General features: G+C 70.4%; 19 protein-coding genes. 13 read left to right on the top strand and 6 right to left on the bottom strand.

Annotated elements, in window-relative coordinates:
- Positions 1 to 30: 30 nt before the first annotated feature.
- Entirely contained in the window at positions 31 to 1,773 is a 1,743-nt protein-coding gene (locus ACWDOP_RS06000; protein WP_456344154.1) for an N-acyl-D-amino-acid deacylase family protein, read from the top strand.
- A gap of 8 nt (positions 1,774 to 1,781) precedes the next feature.
- On the top strand, positions 1,782 to 2,405 hold the full coding sequence (locus tag ACWDOP_RS05995; RefSeq protein ID WP_456344153.1) for a TetR/AcrR family transcriptional regulator: 624 nt from the start codon (positions 1,782 to 1,784) through the stop codon (positions 2,403 to 2,405).
- Here the strand turns inward: ACWDOP_RS05995 and ACWDOP_RS05990 are convergent.
- Complete coding sequence (locus tag ACWDOP_RS05990; protein ID WP_456344152.1) at positions 2,400 to 3,101, bottom strand: GAF and ANTAR domain-containing protein; 702 nt, start codon at positions 3,099 to 3,101, stop codon at positions 2,400 to 2,402. The genes ACWDOP_RS05995 and ACWDOP_RS05990 overlap by 6 nt on opposite strands.
- Positions 3,102 to 3,527: 426 nt before the next feature.
- Between ACWDOP_RS05990 and ACWDOP_RS05985 the strand changes: the two genes are divergently transcribed.
- The 8 genes from ACWDOP_RS05985 to ACWDOP_RS05950 all read left to right on the top strand — a co-directional run bounded on the left by ACWDOP_RS05985 (position 3,528) and on the right by ACWDOP_RS05950 (position 9,619).
- Positions 3,528 to 3,968 carry a response regulator gene (locus ACWDOP_RS05985; RefSeq protein WP_454204332.1) on the top strand — a complete coding sequence of 147 codons (441 nt, stop codon included), beginning with the start codon at positions 3,528 to 3,530 and terminating at the stop codon, positions 3,966 to 3,968.
- Between the two features lie 22 nt (positions 3,969 to 3,990).
- A complete protein-coding gene (locus ACWDOP_RS05980; RefSeq protein ID WP_456344151.1) occupies positions 3,991 to 4,770 on the top strand; it encodes an ATP-grasp domain-containing protein in 780 nt (259 codons plus the stop codon).
- A gap of 37 nt (positions 4,771 to 4,807) precedes the next feature.
- On the top strand, positions 4,808 to 5,155 hold the full coding sequence (locus ACWDOP_RS05975; RefSeq protein WP_456344150.1) for a hypothetical protein: 348 nt from the start codon (positions 4,808 to 4,810) through the stop codon (positions 5,153 to 5,155).
- 153 nt (positions 5,156 to 5,308) lie between these two features.
- Complete coding sequence (locus ACWDOP_RS05970; RefSeq protein WP_456344149.1) at positions 5,309 to 6,301, top strand: hypothetical protein; 993 nt, start codon at positions 5,309 to 5,311, stop codon at positions 6,299 to 6,301.
- Positions 6,298 to 7,335, top strand: coding sequence for a hypothetical protein (locus ACWDOP_RS05965; RefSeq protein ID WP_456344148.1), 1,038 nt, complete (start codon positions 6,298 to 6,300; stop codon positions 7,333 to 7,335). Before ACWDOP_RS05970 ends, ACWDOP_RS05965 begins: the two co-directional genes overlap by 4 nt.
- Positions 7,332 to 8,168, top strand: a complete 837-nt coding sequence (locus ACWDOP_RS05960; RefSeq protein WP_456344147.1) for a hypothetical protein — start codon at positions 7,332 to 7,334, stop codon at positions 8,166 to 8,168. The genes ACWDOP_RS05965 and ACWDOP_RS05960 overlap by 4 nt, the downstream gene beginning before the upstream one ends.
- Positions 8,165 to 9,184: a hypothetical protein gene (locus tag ACWDOP_RS05955; RefSeq protein WP_456344146.1), complete on the top strand. Its 1,020-nt coding sequence runs from the start codon at positions 8,165 to 8,167 to the stop codon at positions 9,182 to 9,184. The genes ACWDOP_RS05960 and ACWDOP_RS05955 overlap by 4 nt, the downstream gene beginning before the upstream one ends.
- Positions 9,185 to 9,475: 291 nt before the next feature.
- A complete protein-coding gene (locus ACWDOP_RS05950) occupies positions 9,476 to 9,619 on the top strand; it encodes a DUF3309 family protein (protein ID WP_454204326.1) in 144 nt (47 codons plus the stop codon).
- A gap of 88 nt (positions 9,620 to 9,707) precedes the next feature.
- Here the strand turns inward: ACWDOP_RS05950 and ACWDOP_RS05945 are convergent, their stop codons facing one another.
- Positions 9,708 to 10,859: a DUF5925 domain-containing protein gene (locus ACWDOP_RS05945; RefSeq protein ID WP_456344145.1), complete on the bottom strand. Its 1,152-nt coding sequence runs from the start codon at positions 10,857 to 10,859 to the stop codon at positions 9,708 to 9,710.
- 677 nt (positions 10,860 to 11,536) lie between these two features.
- Here ACWDOP_RS05945 and ACWDOP_RS05940 point away from each other — a divergent pair.
- Positions 11,537 to 11,683, top strand: coding sequence for a hypothetical protein (locus tag ACWDOP_RS05940; protein WP_456344144.1), 147 nt, complete (start codon positions 11,537 to 11,539; stop codon positions 11,681 to 11,683).
- 54 nt (positions 11,684 to 11,737) lie between these two features.
- Here the strand turns inward: ACWDOP_RS05940 and ACWDOP_RS05935 are convergent, their stop codons facing one another.
- From ACWDOP_RS05935 to ACWDOP_RS05925, 3 genes are all read right to left on the bottom strand, one after another.
- Positions 11,738 to 12,754 (bottom strand): DUF1353 domain-containing protein, encoded by a 1,017-nt coding sequence (locus tag ACWDOP_RS05935; protein ID WP_456344143.1) that lies wholly within the window; start codon positions 12,752 to 12,754, stop codon positions 11,738 to 11,740.
- 103 nt (positions 12,755 to 12,857) lie between these two features.
- Positions 12,858 to 14,882, bottom strand: coding sequence for a heavy metal translocating P-type ATPase (locus tag ACWDOP_RS05930; RefSeq protein WP_456344142.1), 2,025 nt, complete (start codon positions 14,880 to 14,882; stop codon positions 12,858 to 12,860).
- Positions 14,882 to 15,211 carry an ArsR/SmtB family transcription factor gene (locus tag ACWDOP_RS05925; protein WP_456344141.1) on the bottom strand — a complete coding sequence of 110 codons (330 nt, stop codon included), beginning with the start codon at positions 15,209 to 15,211 and terminating at the stop codon, positions 14,882 to 14,884. Before ACWDOP_RS05925 ends, ACWDOP_RS05930 begins: the two co-directional genes overlap by 1 nt.
- Positions 15,212 to 15,327: 116 nt before the next feature.
- Here ACWDOP_RS05925 and ACWDOP_RS05920 point away from each other — a divergent pair, with 116 nt between their 5' ends.
- A complete protein-coding gene (locus ACWDOP_RS05920) occupies positions 15,328 to 16,080 on the top strand; it encodes a helix-turn-helix transcriptional regulator (RefSeq protein ID WP_456344140.1) in 753 nt (250 codons plus the stop codon).
- 48 nt (positions 16,081 to 16,128) lie between these two features.
- A complete protein-coding gene (locus tag ACWDOP_RS05915) occupies positions 16,129 to 17,019 on the top strand; it encodes a sterol desaturase family protein (protein WP_456344139.1) in 891 nt (296 codons plus the stop codon).
- Here the strand turns inward: ACWDOP_RS05915 and ACWDOP_RS05910 are convergent.
- Complete coding sequence (locus tag ACWDOP_RS05910) at positions 17,010 to 18,233, bottom strand: serine hydrolase (protein WP_456344138.1); 1,224 nt, start codon at positions 18,231 to 18,233, stop codon at positions 17,010 to 17,012. The two genes, ACWDOP_RS05915 and ACWDOP_RS05910, sit on opposite strands and share 10 nt — an antisense overlap.
- Positions 18,234 to 18,332: the final 99 nt, after the last annotated feature.

The raw sequence follows: 18,332 nt of genomic DNA, 5'->3' as shown, positions 1-18,332 counted from the left end.
AGTTAGTGACCGATCGGTTGCAATGTTCGTGTGACCTACGACACGATCATCAAAGGCGCCCGCTGGTTCGACGGCACCGGCGCGCCCTCCGCACTTCGCCACCTGGGACTGCGCGGGGATCGCGTCGCCACGGTCTCGGCGGAACCGCTCGACGAGACCGGGTGCCCGCACGTCATCGACGCCACCGGCAAGTGGGTGACGCCCGGAATGATCGACATCCACACGCATTACGACGTGGAGGTGCTGCGCGCGCCGGCGCTGGCGGAGTCGGTGCGGCACGGCATCACCACGATCATGCTCGGCTCCTGTTCGCTCTCGACCGTGCACGTGGAGGCCACCGACGCGGGCGACCTGTTCGGCCGGGTCGAGGCGATCCCGCGCCAGCACGTCATCTCGGCGGTCGCGGACAAGACCTGGCGCACCGCGCACGAATACGTCGAGGCCCTCGAAGAACTGCCGCTGGGGCCGAATGTGGCCGCCATGCTCGGACATTCGGACATCCGCACCGCGCTGATGGGACTGGACCGCGCCACCCGCAAACGCGTGCGGCCCAGCGCCGCGGAACTCGCGGCCATGGAAGGCGCGCTGTGCGAGGCGCTCGACGCCGGCTTCGTGGGCATGTCCGCGCAACAGCTGCTGTTCGACAGGCTCGACGGCGACGTCGCGCGCTCGCGCACCCTGCCCTCGACCTACGCCGGCGCCCGGGAGCGGCGTCGGCTCAATCGCATTCTGCGCCAGCGTGATCGGGTGCTGCAGGCCGGTCCGGACATCGCCTCGCCGCGCAGCATCGCGGCCATGACGCTGAGCACGCTGGGGCTGTTCCGGCCCAAGCTCAAGACCACCCTGCTGTCCGCGGCCGACCTCAAGGCCAATCCGTACCTGGTCTACATCATGGGTCCGCTGGCGCGCCTGCTGAACCGGCTGGGCGGGGACTTCCGCTGGCAGCATCTGCCGGTGCCGTTCGAGGTGTACGCCGACGGCATCGATCTGGTCATCTTCGAGGAGTTCGGGGCGGGCGCGGCCGCCCTGCACCTGGCCGATCAGGTGGAGCGCAACGCGCTGCTGCGCGACGAGGCGTACCGGCGCCGATTCCGCCGCGAATACGACGCCAAGTTCGGGATGCGGGTGTGGCATCGGGACTTCTTCGACGCCGAGATCGTGGACTGCCCGGACAGCGCGGTCATCGGCAAGACCTTCGGGCAGGTGGGTCTGGATCGCGGCGGGCTGCATCCGGTCGACGCGTTCCTGGACCTGGTCGTGGAGTACGGCACCAAACTGCGCTGGCGCACCACGATTTCCAATCACCGGCCCGAGATCCTCGATCGCTACAGCGCGGATCCCGGTGTGCAGCTGGGCTTCTCGGACGCCGGAGCGCACCTGCGCAACATGGCGTTCTACAACTTCGGGCTCCGGTTCCTGCGCCGGATCCATCGCGCGGAACAGGCCGGGCGGCCGATCATCTCGCTCGAGCACGCGGTGCACCGCATGACCGGCGAACTCGCGGACTGGTACGGCATCGAGGCGGGGCGCCTGCGCGAGGGCGACCGTGCGGATCTGATCGTCATCGATCCCGCGCACCTGGACGAGAGCCTGGAGGACTACGCCGAGGACATCATTCCCGCGTATGACAATCTGTCCCGCATGGTCAATCGCAACGACGCCACCGTCTCGGCGGTCTTCATCGGCGGCGAATACGTGTTCGGCGACGGCGTGGCGGCGCCCGCGCTGGGCACCCGCCGCACCGGCCGCTTCCTGCGGGCGGGAGGCCGATGACGGCGACGATGGGACGTCGCACCCAGGCCGAACGCAGCGCGGCGACCATCGCCGCGCTGGTCGAGGCCACCATCGAGGCCATCGGCGAGGTCGGCTATCACGGGGCCTCGCTCGGTGAGATCAGCAAGCGCGCCGGCATCTCCAAGGGCGCGATCTTCCGGCACTTCGATTCCCGCACCGATCTGGTGGTGGCCGCGGCGAACGAGGTGCGGCACCGGCACATTCGCAGCGCGGCCGAGGTGATCCGGCCCGAGAACCGCACCGGGCCGATCGATCTGGTGGAACTCATGATGCGGGTGCGCGGGCAGATCCGGCATCGAACGAACGCGGTGTGGTTCGAACTGCTGGTGGCGGCGCGCACCGAAGCCGATCTGCGCGAACGTCTCGAGCCGGTGGCGCGGGCGCTGCTGGACGAGGTCGAGGAGCTGGCCGTGGCCGCGCTGTCGCCCACGCTGCCCGCGGATATGGCCCGGCTGCTGGCCACCTCGCTGATTCACATGTTCGACGGCGAGGCCATCTTCCGCTCGACCTACCCGCGGCCGGAGCTCGAGGAATCGCGCATCACGCACATCGCCGGTGCGTTCGAACAGCTGACCGGCACGACCGCCGACGCGCGGGGCCGGGACTCATAGCCGCAGACCCGCGTCCACGATGGCCGCCGCGACCGCGTGCAGGCGCAGCTGTTTCTGCCGGGCGTAGCGCCGGATGGTCTCGAATGCCTCGTCGGTGGTGATGTCGTTGGTCGTGGCGATGACGCCCTTGGCCTGCTCGATCACCACGCGCGATTTGAGCGCGTGCTGCAGCTGTTCCATCAGTTGCTGCTGCTGGCGGCGCTTGTCAGCGTTGACGACGTAGCCGGTGGCAATGTCGGCCAGCACCCGGGCCGCCTCGATCTCGGCGGGTTTCCATTCCCGCCGGGTGACGTCGTACAGGTTGACCACGCCGACCGGTTCGCCCAGGTGCATGGGAATGCCCATCGCGGACACTATCCCGTGCTCCGCGGCGACGGTCGTGTAGTTCGGCCACCTGTCCATATGCGCGGTCAGATCCGCGACGGGGACCGGTACGCCCGATTCGAAGGCTTCCATGCAGGGACCCTCGCGGGTGGCTTCCTGGCAGCGTTCTATCGCGGCGATCGCCTCGTTGGGCGCGGTCACGAACCGCAGCTGGCCGTCGGTGTTGAGCGAGACCCCCGCGCCGGCGAGATCGAGCACCGTGGCCACGCCGTCGACCAGCTCGTCGAGGGCCGTGGGCACGTCGTACTCGGTGGGCAGCAGGCGCGCGAAACGAGCCAGCACCTTCAGCAGTGCGTCACTGTCATAGGACATACCAACCTCCCGTGCGTCGTTGTCCTGTCCTTTCGCACTACCCCGGTCCACGGTCACAACACGGTGACAACCGTCCCGCCGCGCCCGATCCGGACATAATGTCCGGTCCGTGTGCCCCTGAGCACGGCGTCCGCGGGTGCGCCGGGCTATCATCTGCTTCGAATCGAAAACAACTGTCGGCCAGTATGTTCGGTTCGCCCTTTTCCACCCCTGACCCCGGTGGCAACGGTTCATTTCCGACCATTGGGAAGGCATCCAGCGTTCGCCACGGCGCTCCGCATTCGCGGTCCGCCGGGCCGCTCCGCGCTCGTCACGCCCGGTTTTCCAGCGGGGTGTGACCGCCGTCGTGGCCGCGTACCGCTCGTCCTCGCATTCCACGACACCCCGCCGTCAGCCGGGGACCCCTTACCCCCTTCAGGAGCGTTCGTGCACCTTCTCGGCCAGCCCATCACCGTCCTGCTCGTGGAAGACGATCCCGGCGACGAGATGATGACGCTCGAGGCCCTCGGTGAGAACGAGGCGCACAACACGGTCTTCGTGGCCCGGGACGGCCAAGAGGCCCTGAACTTCCTCTACCGCGCCGACCCCCACTCGACCGCGCCCCGCCCCGACCTGATCCTGCTCGACCTCAACCTCCCGAAATACAACGGCCGCCAGATCCTCGAGCGCATCAAGACCGACCCCGACCTGTGCACGATCCCCGTGGTGGTCCTGACGACCTCCTCCGCCGAGGAAGACGTGCTCAGCAGCTACCGCCTGCACGCGAACGCCTACGTCACGAAACCCGTGGATTTCCCCCGCTTCCAGGAGGCCATCAAACAGATAGACGACTTCTTCGTCCGCACCGCCCGCCTCCCCACCCTCTGACGGTCGGCACAATGGGCTGATCATGTTCACGATCGCCTATCTGCAGTACGCCGGGCGCGGGCCGCTGCGCCACGAGGAGGCGCTGCTGACCGTGGGACTCGAGCGGCTCGGAATCCCGGTGCGGCACTACACGATCAAGCGCGTGCATCGCCGGCAATTGCCGCTCGGGCCCGACACCTTCCTCGCCGGTGACATGGACGCCGTGCACGGGGCGCTGCGCCAGCTGGGCGTGGCGATCCCGGTGCCCGACGACTATCCCGACTGCCTGCGCGAGTTCCTGCACCGCAGGGTGTGGACGAGCACCCTGGGCGCGATCGAGCGCGAACTGGAGATCGGTTCCGCGCCACCGACGTTCGTCAAACCCGCCGAGCGCAGGAAGAGCTTCACCGGCGCGGTCTGCTACTCCGAGCGCGATGTCGCCGGGTTCGGCAATGTCGGCCGGCGGCAACGGGTCTGGTGCGCGGAGGCGGTGAGCTGGGTGTCCGAGTATCGGGTGTACGTGGTCGGCGACGCGATCGCCGGGGTGGATCACTACTCGGGCGACGCGGCCGTGCCGGTTGACATGGCCGTGGTCGGGCGAGCGATCGCGCTGTACCGCGCGTCCGGGACCGCTCCGGCCGCGTACGCCATCGACTTCGGGGTGCTGGCCGACGGGCGGACGGCGCTGGTCGAGGCCAACGACGGATATGCGGTGGGCGCGTACGGGATCGACGCGCACGCCTACACCGCGATGGTGGTGCGGCGCTGGGCGGAGTTGCTCGCGGGGGCGGGCGGGCCATCGGCGCAGGTGAGGGTGGGATAGGTTGGGCGAGGGGGCGAGTGGAAGGGCGGTGGTCTGGATGGGTGACGCGGACAAGGTGAGTTGGAAGCATCTGAAGACCCGGGTGCCGGACGACGCGGATCGGGCGGCGTTGCGGGCGGTGCTGGTGGAGCGGGCGCTCGCGGTGCGCGAGCGGGGCTGGGACGCGTGCCGGGCCGAATGGTCGCCGGGGGAAGTGGCGGATGTGGCCTATCTGCTGAACGATTCGGCCGTTCTCGACGAGGTCGAGGAGCACGAGGGGTCGGTGCTCACGCGCTACGCGGGAAATCTCTACGGGTTCAACGGCGCGCGCAAGGACATCGCGGCGGGGTTGGTCGGAACACAGGAATGGTTCGCCGCCACGCGGGCGGAATTGGCCTCCCGCTGAGGTCGGCGCGGGTTTCCGGGAATAAGCCGGAATATAGCGCATTGCGATCAGACTGACCGCAAACGCTTACATTTTCCTCGACTCGAGTTGCCATGTGTGTGCTGTCCGAGAAGTTGGAGCACACCAGCACCGAATCAATCGAGGGAAAACGTCATGGGTCAGAATTCGTACCGGTTTGCTGCGGGCATCGCCGCGCTCGGGCTGACGGTGCTGGCCGCACCGCCCGCGCAGGCCGACCCCGCACCGCTGAACGGTTTGTTCGCCCTCGCGCCCGGTGTGTGCGCCAACGGCGCGGTCACCGGCAGCTTCTTCCGGATGATCCTGCCCACCGGCGACGCGAGCGGACCCTACCTGCAGAACAGCGATTCGCGGTGCAGCGATCAGACGGTGACCCCGCTGTCCGCGGGCAGCGACGGTGGCCTCGTCACCGGCGGCTACCAGCCCCAGCCCGCCGCGGCGTTCGACGGCGCGGGCAACGCGGTCTCGGGCCGGGTCACCACGCCGGTGCGGTTCTACGGCGTCGACTTCGCCACCGCCACCAATCCCGTCGATCCGCAGACCGGTACGGGTGCGGCGCTGCCGCAGCTGTTCAGCGACGGCGGCCGCCTGACGGGCGATCTGAGCAGCCTCGGCGTCACCTGGAACAACCAGGTCTTCAATCAGGGTTCGCCCAAGCCCGGCGGCGGACTGCCCGGCAAGACCGGTCCGATCAACGGAAGCATCGACGCGGCAGGCAATTTCGTCATCGAGTGGACGAGCCAGATCGTGGGCGGGCCGTTCAACAACTTCACCGGACTGTGGCATCTGGCCGGGCAGTATCGCGGCGCCCTGCCCCAGGCCGCGCCCGCCGCCGCGCCGCTCGCGCCCGCCGCACCGCAGGCCGCTCCCCCGGCCGCCGCCGAGTCCGGCATCGATCCGGTCGCTCCCGCACCGGCTCCGGCAGGCGCCGCGCCCGCGGCGGCCTCCACCACCGCGCCCGCACCGCAGACCGCGCAGGCCGCCCCCGCCCCCGTCGCACAGGTCACCGAACTTCCTGCGAAGCAGAGCAATTCGTGGCTCATCGCCGGATTCGTGGCCCTGGCCGTCGTCGCCACCGGCGGCGTGTTCGGGGCGAACCGTCTGGCCCGCATCCGGATTCGGCGATGACGGCGGCGCCACCGTCGACCGGGCTCCCCGCCTACGCCGACTACGTCTCGCACGTCGAGAGCGCGCCGCCGCGAGCGGGCAGCCGCCTGCCGTTCCTCGCCCTGATAGCGCTCGGGGCGCTGCTCGTGACCGTCCCCCTGGTCACCGGCATGTTCCCGCGAGCGGTCAAGGGCGAGGCCATGATCGCGGCCTTCGAACCGCACATGAGCCCGGACAGCCTGGGGAACTACCGCACCGATCTGCGAGTGCTCGGCGAGGCCCGCGCGAACCTGCTCGCACTGCGGGCCGCCGGGCAGGAGCCGGGCCGGTTTCCGCTCATCGATACCTTCGTGCGGGACTACCCGGCCATCGAGTCCGACCTGACCGGCATGGTCGACCGGATCGAGGCTAACCGGGACAACTACCGAAAGCTCTCGGACACAACGCCGTTCGGCGCTCTGCCGTGGCTGCTCGCGCTGCCCGGACTGGTGCTGATCGGGGCGGGCGGCTTCGGCCTGCGCGGCGTGGCCCAGGGCCGGCGCGGGCTGGGCTGGTACGGCGTGGCCGCGCTCGCCGGAGCGGGCCTGCTGCTGGTGCCCGCCACCGGCGGGCTGTTCCAGGCCGCGCCCGCCGCGCAACCGCTGATCGAGGATTTCCGGCCGATTCTCACGCACGAGCGCGTGCGCGCGGTCCAGGGCTACTTCGTGACCATCGTCGGCGCGGACGGCGAGCTGAACAGCCGTTACTCGGGCGCGCTCGCGGCCGCGCATCCCGACGCGGACCGCGCGGGCATCGCTGCGCTCGAGGCCCGCTGGCAGCCCATGACGGCCAGGTTCGCGAGTCTCGTCGGCGTCCTGAACGACAACGTCGAGAACTTCGATGCCGTTGCCGCGCTCGATGATTCGACCGCTCCGCTGGGCGTCACCGCGTTCCGCGTGCTCGGCTGGGGTTTCGCGGTCCCCGGCGCGCTGGCCCTGGCAGGTGCGGCCGTGGGCGTGCGGCTGTCCCGCGTCGATTCCCGCCCCGGCGGTTCCCCAGGAGGAGCCTCGGCATGAGAATTCTCGGACGACGGGCCGGGCGCGTCCTCGCCGCGCTCGCGGCAGTGGCCACCGTAACGGTGACCGGCTGTGGCGCAAGCGATTCCGGCGCACCCGCGAGCGGTCCCGAACAGCTGACGGGCCTACTGCGCTTCACCGCGGGCGCGGTCGCCGGCGACTCGGTGTCCGGCACCTGGTTCCGCATGGTCCAGCCCGGCGGCACCCCCGCCGACGGCCCGTACATGCCCAACGGCGACTCACCCGCGCAGGGCGGTTCCACCACGCTGCTCGAGCCCGGCACCGAGGGCGGGCTGCGGATCGGCGGCTACCAGAGCGAACCGATTCCCGCCTTCGCACAGGGCAATTCGCTGGCCGCCTCGATCACCAAGCCGACCAAGTTCTTCGCCGTGGAATTCGGCACCTCCACCAATCCGGTGGACCCGCAGACCCGGCGGCCGGTGCCGCCGCCGACGGTGATCAACGACAACGGCACGCTCACCGCCGATCTCTCGGCCTGGGCGGCGTCCTGGAACGACCAGGAATTCAATCAGGGCGCCCCCAAACCGCCGGAGAAACAGGGCGCACAGGTCGCGGGAGCCGAACAGGTGCAACGCGTCTGGGACTGGGTCGCCCAGCGCTGGTTCGACCGCCCGAGCGCAGACGCCGCCCAGGGCCCCTCGGCGACCGGCACCTACGACCCGCGCACCCGAGCCTTCACCCTCGAGTGGACCAGCCTCATCGTCGGCGGGCCGTTCAACGGCTTCACCGGCGTTTGGCACCTGGAGGGCTTCTACGAACCCGGCACGACGGCGGGTTCGGCCACCACGACATCAAGGAGTACAGGGCGATGACTTCCGCCGACACCACCCGGCGACCGGGCGTGGCCGCGGCCATCCGCGCCGTCGCCGCGCTGACCGTCATCGGCAGCGCGGCCGCCGTCACGGCACTGACGGTGCTGGACGACGAGCAGCGGCCGGTCGCCGCGACCGCCACCGCGCAGACCACGGTCACCGCGGCGAACGCGCCGGTCGCGGCCGCACCGACCGCCGCCGAAGGTGCGGTTTCCGCCCCGGCTCCGGCGGACGTGCCGGCGGTCGTGCCGCCGGGACAGGCACCGAATGAGAGCGTCGCACTCGGCGTTCCCGGCGCCAGCGTGCCGCCGGGCGCGGGTGCGGGCCCGGGCGTATCGGTCCCGTTGAACCCGGGTGCCGGGCCCGCCGCATCAGTGCCACTCACTGCGGGCGCGGGGCCCGCAGCTTCGGTTCCGCTCACTTCGGGCGGCGGACCCGCGGCGTCGGTCCCGTTGACCGTCGGCCCCGGCGGTTCGGTTCCGGCCACGGACCCCGGCACCCCGCTGGCCGCCGCCAATCCGTTCGCCACCGCACCTGTCGACACCCAGCCCGCCTGCCCGCTGGGCTGGCCCGCGCCGAAACAGCAGGGCGGTCTGGCGTCCTTGATCGGCCTGGCTCCCCTGGCCGGCCCGTTTTCCTCGGAGGCGTTCGCGCTCGGCTCGGTCTACCAGCCGATCCTGCGTCTGGTGGGCCCGGTGCTGGCCGAGATCTCCCCGGCGATCACCCAGCACCAGCCGCTCATCGATCCCCTCATCGCCCAGGTGCAGGGCGTGGAAGCCGTTGTCCTGGAAGCGATCCTGCCCTACTACGGCCCCTACCGCGCCCAGCTGATCGCCGCCGAGGGCGAACTGGCCAAAACCCTGGCCCCGATCCTGGACCGCGCCTACAACAGCGAGATCGCCTCCTGCTTCGTGGCGTGGCAGGGCCAGATCATCGAGCAGGCCAAGGGCGGCCGCATCACCGTCGCCTCCCTGGCGCACCCGGGCACGGTGGTCGAACTCGGCCCGAAGGACTGACACCGCGCGACCCGCGCGCCCACCGCCTGGTAACCGGCGACGGGCTACGCACCGAAAGCGTTGCGCGCGTCCGCAGAGCACCAGCCCGGCGGAGGCGGCCTGCCCGCGCCGCCCCGCAATCCGACGGCGGGCGGCGCATGGTCCCGGCACTGCCCTGCGCAGTCGGCGCGGAACCAGCGCCGCCCCTACTCTGACGCTGTATAACCGGACACTGCCACAGGCGAGTCAGCCTGTGGCAGTTGATGTTCTGCGCTCCTACGCTGAAATTCCTCTTAGGGGGCGAGCAGCGTGATGCAACGTTTTCTCTTCCTGTTCGTGGCGCTGATCGCCGCGGCATCGACCTACGATTACTGCCGGTCGCCGGGCTACTACCCGATTGTCGCGGCGGCGGGTGTCATGCTCACCCTGCTGCTGGTCGAACGCGCGATCCGGTAGCGCGACATGGCAGCGAAAAAGACTCCGGCGCAGCCTGTCTCGGTACGCCGGACCCGGGCGCCGCCGTCGAAGCGGCCCCGGACCCGCGCTACAGGTAGCTGCCCACCGCGGTGGTGTCCTCCGGTGCGGCCTGGATCCGGGTGGGGTGATCACGCGCTTCGATCAACTCCGCCAATGTCATTCCGCCCGGCTCCACGGCCGGTTTCGGGCGGTCACCGAGTTCGCGATCGAGCCAGGCCGCCGCTTCCGCAGGCGAGAGCCGTCCGACCTCCAGCTGCGCCAGGCAGCGGCCGGGGCGCACCACCGCCGGATGCAGGCGGGACAGGTTCTCGTTGGTGGTGATGGCCACCAGCACGTCCCGGCCCTGGCCCAGCATGCCGTCGGTGAGGTTGAGCAGGCGCGAAAGTCCCTGTCCGGTGGACTCTTTCGCGGAGCCGCGAATCAGCTCGTCGCAATCCTCCAGCACCAGCAGCCGCCATTTGCGCTTGCTGTCGTCGTAGGTGTCGACCCCGATCGCGACCTCCATGAGGTAGCCGGGATTGGAGAACAGCACCTCGGGATCGAGCACGCAGTCCACCTGGCACCAGGACGACCATTCCCGGGCCAGCGCCCGCAGCGCCGACGTCTTGCCGGTCCCGGGCGGGCCGTGCAGGAGCAGCAGCCTGCCGCTGACGTCCTCGGCGCGCAGGGCCATCAGCCTGCCGAGCGCGGCACTGATGTCGTTGCCGTAGTTCTGCTCGATCTCCGCCCAGGTGGAGGCGCCGATGGCGCGCTCGCGGCGGTTGAAACCGTGTGCGCCGCTGTGCCAGAAGCCCATGGACACCTGCGTGTCGTCGGATTCCTCGGCGACGGTGGCGTCCTTGGAGCACACGTCGATGACGGTGCGCGCCAGTTCCTCGGTGACGGCGCTGACGTGCAACATGGCGGTGCCGTTCGTGCGGCGCAGCACCCGCAGCATCCAGCCGTCACCGGCCGCGAGGGTGGTCCGGGTGCTTTCGTCGTCGCTGGTGCGCAGGATCCGCGCGTCCTCCGGGCACAGCGGCGCGTCGGGCTTGACCCGCTCGAGCTCGGCCGACAGCGCGTGCGGCTGCTCGCCGCTCACGAAGGGCGCCAGCCCGAGCGCGTCGATGATGTCGCGCGGCGAATCCGAGTCGTCCAGGCTCATCACCCACGACATCGCCGCGGGCGCCGCCTCTTCGCGACCGACCAGCCGAAGTCGTTCCTGGGGTGTGGAAGTCATTCCGACGATGATCCGGATTACGCCCGGGCGGGTCCACCGAATTTTCGATCTTCACCGGGGCGCGCGTTTGTCACCGGTGACAAGTGCCCGGCGGCCGATTTTCACCTCTGACAGAAACAGCGCGCTGACCCCGCGCGAGCGCAAATCCACTGCTACCGTCGGGAATCGTCAGCGCGGAAATATCCAGCGGGCAATGGAATAGGCCGCCTGCTTGCTGGCGCGGTGGCCTCCGCCTCCGGTGATACCGGATCGGAGGCCACTTCCCGACCCGGTTTCCACTGCACCGCAACCCATCTCGAATCGGATATTCCGGAACTTCCACGCGTGCTGCGCCGAATGCTCGATGGTCGCCGAAGGCCCGTGCGAGAATCGAGTCAGCCGCGGTCGCTCTCCACGCGGCACAGGTTGGCCGTGATTCAGTGGGTTGCCGCCGGGCCGGAGCTGGTACCGCGGGGCGGCGCCGATGGTGATCTTTCACCACCACGATGGTGTGCGGAGACATCGACGACGGAACGACCAGCGCGCCCGTCGTGCATCGAACGCGAAATCACCGGGAATTTCCCACTCTTCGCGCATCCTCAACGATCCACAGTGCGGAATCGAGGAGTCCTCAGATGCAAACGCCCGCCTACTCCAGAGGGTATCGAAGCGGCTACCGCCAAGGGTTCAAGCAAGCGATGCTCCACAACCCGCAGAGCGATCCACCGGACCCGGTCGTGCCGGCCGGTGTCGGTGACTATCCGTACGGCTTCAGCGAGGGCTACGACACCGGGTATCACAACGGACTGGCCCGCCTCGCCCACACCGAGGCCCGCGGCCGCTGACGCCGGTGCGCCGATGAGGCCCGCACCCGGGTCGGGGATGCCCGGGTCCGGACCTCAGGCCAGCCACCAGGACACCGCGAAGACGACGAAGGCCGCCGTCACCAGCACCACGGCCAGCGCCTGTGCGAGCCGCGGCCGCCGGCGTTGGAGCCGCTCCACGGCGACGTACAGCCCGCCGATGGCCAGGATCGGCAGCACCGCCGGGATGATCAGTGCGACCAGCGGCCCGATGATCCAGCCCGCGATCCGGAACTTGCCCCACAGGGTTCCCAGGAGCAGCGGTATGACCAGCGCGCCCGCGATGCCACCGACGAGGGCCTGGACCGGTTCCTCACCGATCCACGGGACGCCCGGTATTCCGGGGGTGTCCAGCAGGTCGAGGGTCGACCACAGTCCGAGCAGCACGATGACGATCAGCGTGCCGTAGAGCGCGGCGCGGTAGTGCAGTTTCTGCAGCGGCGTCCAGTCGACCTGCCGCGCGTGGTGCATGGTCGCGGCCGTGACCGCGGCCCACACCATCCAGCGCCGGATGAGCCCGGTTCCGGTCTTGGCCATGGCATCTCGGAAGATGCGGTCGGCCTCGTCGCGGAAGATCTCGCGCTGGGCGATGTAGCTCGCGGGCTCGTCGCCGTTCAGCACCAGCCCGTCGTGCAGGATCGCGGCGGGCAGATGTGCCCCGGTCTTGGGCACCAGCCAGGTCAGGAACGCGGGCACCGAGGTGAGGTCGGTGGTCCAGTTCTCCAGGTCGGCGGGCACCAGAATCGTGCCGAGCCCGATCCCGGGGGCGTCGTCGTTGTAGCCGATCCGGCGCAGCAGCCGGAACTCTTCGCGCCTGGTCTCGTCGTTGAAGCGCCGATCCAGCACGATCGTGAGGTCGGGTTCGGGCTCTTTGGGGGTATCGTCGGGCCCGCCGCCCTCGGGTGTCACCGGCCCGGGCGGGCCGGGCGGCGCAGCCGCCGGGGGCATGTTCACCACCACCGCGTCGGGAGCGACAGCGTCCGCGGCCGCCTCGGCCGGTGCTCCGCCCGCGTCGTAGAACGGTCCGCTGTCCTGCTCCACCTGGAGCTTCATCGATCCAGGATGACAGCCCGACGATACGAACCGATCTAGTTCTGACGGCGTTTCGCTGTCGAATTCCGCAGGTCGGACCGGGTGCCCGGTCCGGCGGGCCGTGTCAGCGCTCGCGCACGGTGAGGGTCAGTGTCACCGGGGTGGAGACGGCCCCGCTCCCGTCCGGACAGCAGGCGCAGCCCTGTTCAGCGGCCGGCGATGGAATCGGCCGGGGCGCAGGCGGACTCACGGGCACGAGCGGGCGGAGCCGGCCCGCCCGGAACGCGTTGGCGATGACGAAGACCTCGGCGATCTCGTGGATCAGCACGACGGTGGCCAGACCGAGAACGCCCAGGGCCGCGAGCGGGACGAGCGACAGGACGATCGCGGCCGACAGCCCGATGTTCTGCAGCATGATGGTGCGCGCGCGGCGGGCATGAGCCAGGGCCTGCGGGAGGTGGCGCAGGTCGGTCCCGAGCAGGGCGACGTCCGCGGTCTCGATGGCGACGTCGGTTCCCATGGCGCCCATGGCGATACCGACGTCGGCGGTGGCCAGGGCGGGGGCGTCGTTGATGCCGTCGCCCACCATGGCGACCGCGCCCCGCCGTTGGGCGCGCAGCCGGGTGACGCGGTCGGCCTTGTCCGCGGGCCGTAATTCGGCGTGCACGTCGGTGATCCCGGCGCGGGCGGCGAGCGCGTGTGCGGTGCGGGTGTTGTCGCCGGTGAGCATCGTGACCGTGACCCCGGCCGCGCGCAGAGCCGCGACGGCTTCGGCGGCCTCGGGGCGGAGTTCGTCGCGAATGCCGATCAGGCCCAGCACTTTCCCGTCGTGTTCGACGACCGCGACGGTCGCCCCCGCGTCCTGCAGGCCGATCACCTCGCGGTGCAGCCCGGCCGGATCCACCCAGCCCGGCTTGCCGAGCCGGGCGGGCTTGCCGTCGACGGTGCCCTCGAGCCCGGCCCCCGGGATCGTCGAGACATCCACGGCGGGTTCGGGATTCGGTGCGGCCGCGAGTATCGCCGCGGCCAGGGGATGTTCGCTGCGCGCTTCCAGCGCGGCCGCGACCCGCAGGATTCGTTCGACGGGCACCTCGGGTGCGGGTACGACGTCGGTGACGGCGGGCCGGTTCGCGGTGAGGGTTCCGGTCTTGTCGATCGCCACCGCGCGGACCGCGCCCAGGGTTTCCAGTGCCGCCCCGCCCTTGACCAGCACGCCGAGCCGGGTGGCCGCGCCGACCGCGGCGACCACGGTGACCGGCACGGAAATGGCCAGGGCGCACGGCGCGGCCGCGACCAGGACCACCAGGGCGCGTTCGAACCAGAGTGCCGGATCACCCAGCAGCGCACCGCATCCGGCAATGAGGGCGGCCAGCACCATGATCGCCGGGACCAGCGGGCGAGCGACGCGATCGGCGATGCGCTGGCGCACGCCCTTGCGCCGCTGCGCGTCCTCGACGATCCGCACGACCTTGGCGAGCGAGTTGTCCCGGACCGTCGCGGTGGCTTCGACGAGTAGCACCCCGTTGGCGTTGACCGAACCGGCGAACACCGTGTCGCCGGGGCCGGCCTCCACGGGCATGGACTCACCGGTGATGGCGGAGGTGTCCACCGCCGACCTGCCCTCGCGCACGATCCCGTCGCTGGCCACGCGTTCGCCCGCGCGCACCACCATGACCTCGCCGACGGCCAGCTCGGCGGGTTCGATGTCGTGTTGAGTTCCCGCCCGCAGCACCGTGATTCGCTTGGGGACCAGGGCCAGCAGCGCACGCAGGCCGCGCCGGGTGCGCGCCAGCGAATGCTCCTCGAGCGCCTCGGTGATCGAGAACAGGAAGGCCAGCGCGGCGGCCTCGGCGTACTCGCCCAGCGCGAGCGCGCCGACGAGGGCGATGGTCATGAGCGTGCCGACGCCGATGCGCCCGCGCAGGAGCGCACGCAGGGTGCCGGGGACGAAGGTCCACCCGCCCAGCCCGACCGCCCCGAGATAGGCGATCGCGCCCGCGGTCTCGGCGCCCAGTCGGCGCGCGAAGAAGCCCGCGATCAGGAGTGCGCCCGCCGCCAGCGCCAGGCGCATGTCCCGGACCTGCCACAGGCGCTGGTCGGTGTCGTCGGCGGGACGGTGTTCGCGTTCCCCGCAGCACGCCTCGCTCATCAGCAGCACCCGTCCCGTTCGGCGTCCGGGCAGCACGCGGGATCCACGGCCAGTACCAGGCCCAGCAGGTCGTCCAGCGCGCGGGCGATGCGCGGATCGGCCAGTTCGTACCGGCTGCGCCGGCCCTCCGAAACCGCCACCACCAGCCCGCAACCGCGCAGGCAGGCCAGGTGATTGGACAGGATCTGCCGCGAAACCCCGATGCGCTCGGCCAGTTCCGAGGGGTAACCGGGCGCGGTGCGCAGGGCCAGCAGGATCTGCGCGCGGGTGGAATCGGAGAGCGCGTACCCGAAGCGGGACAGCGCGTCACTGTGCACCATGGTGACCATGCGGCACACAGTACAGAATATTCTGTACTAATTGGTGAGGCGGTCCGCGCGTCGCTCGGCGAGTTCGGGCATCGCGCGCCTCCCCCGCCTGCCCGGCCGTGCCCTAGGGTGCTTCCATGTCCGCGACCACCTGGCGGGGCGCGGTCCTGATTCGCCCCGGCATCTTCGCCTTCACCGGCTCGATCGGACCCACCGGAACACACGCGCACCACGCGGTGCAGATCATGGCGGCCGACCACGCCATGACCGTCGCCGATGCGGACGACAGCCTGTGCGCAGGAGCGCAATTCGTCATTCCCGCCGACACGACCCACCGGATCACGCGGGGTGCGGCGCCCGGCGTCGCGGTCTTCCTCGATCCGGAATCCGCCGCGGGCCGCGCCGCCGACCTGCGCGCGCGAACACTCGGCTGGACGGGCGGACCGGCGCTGATCACCGGCACCGCGGCCGGCGTCGCACTCGATCGGCTCGTCTCGGACCTGATCGACACGCTCACACCAGAGGGTGATCGCGCCGCGACCGCGCCACGGCATCCCGCGGTCCAGCATGCCCTGGACCTGCTGCCCGCTCTGGTGGCCAACGGCACGGTCGGTACCGCCGACATCGCCACGCGCGCCGGTCTTTCCACCAGCCGCCTCACCCACCTGTTCAGCGCCCAGGTCGGGCTGCCGCTGCGGCGCTACGCGCTGTGGCTGCGCCTGACCCTGGCCATCGCCGAGGTCGCCGCCGGACGTGATCTCACCACCGCCGCGCACGCCGCCGGGTTCTCCGACAGCGCGCACCTGACCCGCACCTGCCGGGAGAACTTCGGTCTCGCGCCCTCGGCGCTGAGCCGGAACGTGCACTGGCACATCGCGCATGCGCCGTAGCCGAATCGTTCAAGCCGCGCGCGGTTGCCGCGACCGAGGATCGACCGCATGCACACTTTCGCACAACGCCTCGCCCGCTACGGCTACGTCCCGCTCATGCTGCTCGGGGTGAACGGCCTGGGCATCACGCTCGCCGGCGCCGGAGCCCCGAAATACTGGCTGCTGGTCCTGGTGGCGGCGGCGATCGCCCTGTCGTTCACCGTTGAACGGCTCATTCCCTACGAGACCTCGTGGAACGGCGAGCAGGCGGACAGCCGTCGCGACCGCGTCCACGCCGCGGTGAACGAGACCCTGCTGCTGGTGAGCGTGGCCGCCATCCCGCTGCTCAGCGCGATCGTCCCGGCACCCGAACTCTGGCCCGCGAGTTGGCCTTTCGTCTGGCAGGTGCTGTTCGCGATTCTGGTCGCGGACTTCGGCATCACCGTGGTCCACCTGGCCAGTCACAAGATCGGCGTGCTGTGGCGCTTCCATGCCGTGCACCACAGCATCACCCGGTTCTACGGGCTCAACGGCCTGATGAAGCATCCGCTGCACCAGACCGTCGAGATGGCTGCCGGAGTGATGCCGCTCGTTCTCATCGGTCTGCCGATCCAGGTGGCTGCGGCCCTCGCGCTGGCGACGGCGGTGCAACTGCTGCTGCAGCACTCCAACGCCGACTACCGGGTCGGACCGGCCGGATACCTGCTCGCGCTCAACGCGGGGCACCGTTTCCATCACCTCAAATGGGCCGGCGTCGGGGACGTGAACTTCGGCCTGTTCACCCTGATCTGGGATCACCTGTTCCGCACGTACTCCTACGATCCGGCGCGGCGCTTCACCTCCGACCAGCTCGGCATGGCCGCGGCGCCGGATTTCCCGGTCGGGTACCTGGACCAGCTCACGTACCCGTTCATCCCGGCGAACGGCGGCCGTGCCGAGCCGCGCGCGACTCAGGCGTGAGGTGGGACGAGCCCGGAAATCAGCGCGACGAGCTGGTGCGGGCGGGCGGTGTCGGCGAGGGCTTTGCCGTTGGTGAGGACCGCGCCCGACACCCCGCGGGCCGGATCCGACCAGCCGTACTGCGTGGTGAGTCCGCTACGGCCGAAATGGGATTCGGTGTCGCGGCCGAACTTCGAGCGGCGCGCACCGAGCTCGTAGCCGGCCACCGACACGCGCCCGGCGACCCCCGGTATCCACGGCGCGGGTCGCACCGCCGCGCGCAGCGTGTCCGGGGTCATGATGCGGACGCCGTCCAGTTCGCCACCGCGCGTGAGGATCTCGTAGAACCGGGAGAGTTCGAAGGCCGTGGTGATGAGGTTGCCCGAGGGCAGTTCGGCGGTGAGAAAGGCGCGAGTGTCCGCCTCGGTGGTCGGGCCGGACAGGCCGCCGCCCAGCGCGCGGCCGGCCAGGTGCTGCCAGATGCGTGACGGGCCGGGACCCACCTTCACGCTCGGCACGACCAGGTCGACGTCGGCCGGGTCGACGCCGAAGTTGTTCCAGCGGAAGCCCAGCGGTTCCAGCACGCGGGTGCGCAGGTGATCGCGCATGGCGATGCCGGTCGCGCGCCGCACCAGCAGGCGCTGGATCAGGCCGCTGGTGAGCGCGTGGTAGACCCGGAAACGGCCGGGCTTCCAGCTCGGTTTCATGTCCGCCAGCCCGCGCACGGCGAGCTCCTCGTCCAGGATCAGTGCGGTGCCGCGGTAGGGCGGGGTGATGAACGGGACGCCCGCCGAATGCGAGAGCACATCGGCGATGGTGATGCGCCCCTTGCCGTTCGCCGCGAACTCCGGAATGTATTCGCACACCGGGTCGTGCAGCGCGAACGCGCCCTGTTCGATGAGCATGAACATCACCGCCGCCGAAACGCCCTTGGCCGTGGAGAATCCACAGAACGGCATGTCGGGGGTGATCAGCCGCTTCTCCGCGTCGGGGCCGTCCTTGGGCGCGTTGCCCCAGCCGTGGCCGATGGCGCGGTTCAGCAGCACGTGGCCGTCGCGGCGCAGGCAGAGCTGAATGGCGGGGGTCGTGCCGAGGCGGTACCAGTCGCGCACCGCCGCCCAGATCGCCTCGACCGCGGCCGGGGTGACACCGGCGGCGGCCGGGTCGTCCTCGTATCCGACCGTGGTCACCGTGTCCAGATTCGGATCGACCATCACCATCGCGCCTGGGCTCATTCGACCAAGGATAGAGATCACCGGACGCGGGGCGGCGTTGCCGCAGTTCGGAGCGTCGAACGGCGCTCAGCGACCACCCCGCAACCCTCGTATGCGAAC

The organism is Nocardia sp. NPDC003693 (genome assembly GCF_053981095.1).
The sequence above is the reverse complement of the archived record's forward strand: the minus strand, read 5'-3'. Positions and strand labels throughout refer to the sequence as shown.